The organism is Amycolatopsis sp. NPDC051106 (assembly GCF_040682775.1).
GTDB lineage: Bacteria > Actinomycetota > Actinomycetes > Mycobacteriales > Pseudonocardiaceae > Amycolatopsis.
On the sequence record NZ_JBFBBQ010000196.1, the window covers coordinates 1 to 3750 of the forward strand.

General features: G+C 69.5%; 3 protein-coding genes. 1 reads left to right on the forward strand and 2 read right to left on the reverse strand.

The genetic code is table 11. From position 1 onward, the window contains the following. Window positions 1–39: 39 nt before the first annotated feature. Window positions 40–1374: an MFS transporter gene (locus AB0M83_RS48450; protein WP_364529597.1), complete on the reverse strand. Its 1335-nt coding sequence runs from the start codon at window positions 1372–1374 to the stop codon at window positions 40–42. 237 nt (window positions 1375–1611) lie between these two features. On the opposite strand from AB0M83_RS48450, the gene AB0M83_RS48455 reads away from it, so the two are divergent. Next, the gene (locus AB0M83_RS48455; RefSeq protein ID WP_364529591.1) at window positions 1612–2208 is read left to right on the forward strand and encodes a PaaI family thioesterase; all 597 of its coding nucleotides are present in this window, start codon (window positions 1612–1614) and stop codon (window positions 2206–2208) included. Here the strand turns inward: AB0M83_RS48455 and AB0M83_RS48460 are convergent. Next, window positions 2205–3750 (reverse strand): tetratricopeptide repeat protein (locus AB0M83_RS48460; RefSeq protein WP_364529594.1); only part of this gene is annotated, 1546 nt, incomplete at its 5' end. The two genes, AB0M83_RS48455 and AB0M83_RS48460, sit on opposite strands and share 4 nt — an antisense overlap.

The window sequence follows — 3750 nt, forward strand, 5'->3', positions numbered from 1 at the left end:
CGGTGATCCGGGCGGGGCACACGTGTTTCCGGCGGCCGCTCAGCGCTGAGCGGCCGCGGAGGTCACTTTGCCGCCGCTGCCTTCGGTTTCGATCTGGTCCATCGGCACCTGCGACGTCTCCGGGATCTTGATGATCGGGATGATCGCGATCAGCGCCGCGGCCATCAGGTAGTACGCCGGCCAGTCTTCGTTGCCGGTGCTCTTGATCAACGCCGTGACGACGACACCGGCCGTGCCGCCGAACAGCGACGTCGAGATGTTGTAGCCGATCGCGAACGAGCCGTAGCGCACCCGTGTCGGGAACATCGCCGGGAACGTCGAGCCGATCACCGCGAGGATGAGCACCAGCAGGATCGCCACGATCAGGAACCCGACGAACAGCCACAGGATGCTGCCGGACTGCATCAGCTTGAGGCTGGGCCAGCTCAGCACCAGGAACCCGATGGCCGCGGTGAGCAGCAGCGGTTTCCGGCCGATCCGGTCGGACAGCGCGCCGAGCGGGATGATGATCGCCATCTGGATGACCTCGACGGCGATGATGATCAACGTCGCGGTGTTGTCGTTGATCTTCAGCGTGTCCGTGAAGTACGTCGGCATGGTGGTCAGCAGCAGGTAGTCCGCGACGTTCAGCAGCAGCACGATGCCGATCAGGTTGAGGATCATCCGCCAGTTGCGGACGAAGATCTCCTTGAGCGGCGCCTTCTGCGGCTTCTCGCCCGCGGCCTCCATGCGGCGGAATTCGGGGGTGTCCTCGAGCTTGTTCCGCAGGTAGAGCCCGATCAGGCCGAGCGGCAGCGCGACGAAGAACGGGATCCGCCAGCCCCAGGCGTCGACCTGGTCGGCCGAGAGGGACAGCGTCACGGAAAGCACCACGAGGTTGCCGAGCACGTAGCCGCCCAGCGTGCCGAGCTCCAGGAAGCTGCCGAAGAAGCCACGGCGTTTCGTCGGCGAGTACTCGGCGATGAACGTCGCCGCTCCGCCGTACTCACCACCGGTCGAGAAGCCCTGGATGATCCGGAGCAGCAGGATCGCGATCGGCGCCGCGATGCCCATGCTGTAGCCACCGGAATACGTCGGCAGGACACCGACCAGGAACGTGCACCCGGACATCAGCAGGATCGTGACGGCGAGGACCCTCTTGCGGCCGATCTTGTCGCCGAGGGGACCGAAGAAAGCTCCGCCGAACGGCCGCACGATGAACCCGACCGCGAGCAGCGCCAGCGACTTCAGCACCGCGTTGCCTTCACCGGGGAAGAACTGCGTGCCGATGCTGACGGCGATCGCGCCCGAGGTGAAGACACCGTAGTCGTACCACTCGGTGGCGTTGCCCATCGCGGACGCCCACACGGCGCGCTTGACGGTTCTTTCGTCCACTGACGGTTTGCCCGTCGTTGCTGCTTCTTCGCTCATGCCGGCGACGACCTCCTCCGTGCAGTGCCCTTAGGGCCGTTCGAGCTCATCCCCTCAGTCTTGCCGGATCGACGCAGGTCGGCAGGCTGAGCCGACAAATCTCTACGGTGGGGAACTTTCCGGCTACCGAGAGGTGTACGTTGCCCGATTACGCCGTGGGCCGCGCGCGGCGGGCGGCTACCGGCGAGTTAACGTCAGCGCATGAGTCGTGTTTCTCAACCCTGGCCGCCGGTGGCGGTGGAGCCCGCGGTCCCGCACCCGAAGGCGCCGGTGCCGGGTACCGAGCTCGGCGTCCACTTCAGCGAGTGCTTCGGCTGCGGTGACGAGGCCGACGCCGGGTTGCACCTGCGCTCGACGGTCGGCGAGGGCCAGGTCATCCACTCGCGGTTCACCGTGACGGCGGCGCACCAGGGCGCCCCCGGGCTCGCCCACGGCGGCCTGCTGGCCTGCGCGTTCGACGAGGCCCTCGGTTCGACGGTCGGCAACCTGATGCGCCGGCCGGCGGTGACGGGCAAGCTCGAGACGGACTTCCGCCGCCCCGTCCCGGTCGGCTCGACGCTGTTCATCGAGGCCCGGCTGGACGGCATCGCGGGCCGCAAGATCTACGTCAGCGCCGACGGCCGGCTCGACGCCGAGGACGGCCCGATCGCGGTCAGCGCGCGAGCACTGTTCATCGTCGTGGGCTTCGAGCACTTCAGCACCCACGGCGACGCCCAGGCGCTGGAGAAGCTGGCGGCCCAGCACGAGAAGAACCAGCAGCGGCAGCGCGAAGAGCGCGACTGGGACATCAACCCCTAGGTCAGGGTGCGGGGGCGGATGGCGTTCGCCCGATCCACGAGCTGCACGCGCTCCTCGACCGTGCCCGCCAGCCGGGCCAGCGCGCGGTAGCAGCGTTCCAGCCCGAACCGCAGCTCACGCTCGTCCAGCGAACATCCCAGCACCCGCACGCCCGGCGACGGTTTGCCCTGCTTGATCCAGTCGTGCGCGGCCTCGAGCACCCCCGCCGACAACCGCGTCTGGCGCTCGAGGTCCAGCCGCAGCCGCTCCAGCCGGGACGACGCGTCCACCAGGTCGTGCTCGGTCACCGGCGTCTCACGGCCGTTCGCCTTGGTCGCCGTGGTCTTGATCCTGATCGCGGCGACCTGCGCGTCGACGTAGTGCGTCGAGGACGGCGGGACCGTCTCCAGCACCTCGACCGCGCTGTTGCGCGCGCCCTGCGCGAGGTACACCCGCGCGAGGCCGAACGCCGCGCTGACGTACGTGCGGTCGGTCCGCCAGACCAGCTCGTAGAACCGGGCCGCGGCGAAGTAGTCGCCGACGCCCTCGGCGCTGATCCCCAGCGCGAGCTTCGGCGCGATCTCGCCCGGCAGGTCGTCGTACACGGATTCGAACGCGACCTGCGCGACTCGCGAGCGGCCGCCCGCCAGCTCGATCAGGCCGCGGTACCAGTCGATCCGCCAGTCGTGCGGGAAACCGTTCTTGATCGCCAGGTACTGCCCGGCCTGCAGCTGCCGCTGCGCCTCGGCCAGCTCGCCCAGCTCGATCCGGGCCCGCACGATCCGCAGCCGCACCTCGATCGACTCGCGTGGCGCACCGGCCAGCGCCTCGATGGCGCCGCGCGGGTCGAGCGCGGTCGTCGTGGCGAGCACGCCCGCCGCCGGGTCGTCCGTGTCGACCTGCGGGATCGGCAGGCCGGCGACGACCTCGTCCGCGCCGGGCAGCGGCACGCTCCGGCCGGCCTCCGGCACCACCAGCTGCACGCCGAACGTGCGGCTCTCCGGGCCGAACACGGTCGACGCGCCGGGCCGCGGCTTGCCGGTGCCGAGCGCCATGATCTCGCGCAGCACGCCGGTCAGCTGGTCGCCCATCTCCTCGGCGGAGAGGAACCGCCGGTCCGGGTCGGCGTGCGTCGCGCGCCGCAGGAACCGGTAGTACGAACCGAAGAGCGCGAACAGCGGCACCGCGTCCGGGCCGGGCAGCGTCGTCTTGAACTTGGTGGTGTAGCCGGTGAACTCGAAGCTCAGCACCGCGAGCGTGCGCCCGACGGTGAACAGGTCCGACGCCACCGAAGCGCCCTGCTTCGCCAGCTCCGGCGCGCTGTAGCCGGTGGTGAAGAACAGCGGGCTCTCGTAGTCGTCCATCCGCCGGACCGCGCCCAGGTCGATCAGCTTCAGCTGCTCGTTGGTCTGGATCACGTTGTCCGGCTTGAGGTCGCAGTAGAGCAGGCCCTGGCTGTGCAGGTAGCCGAGGGCGGGCAGGATCTCCAGCCCGTACGCGATGACCTGGCCGATCGGCAGCGGCTCCGGACGGCGGCTCTCCCGGTGGTGCGCCAGCGCGAGC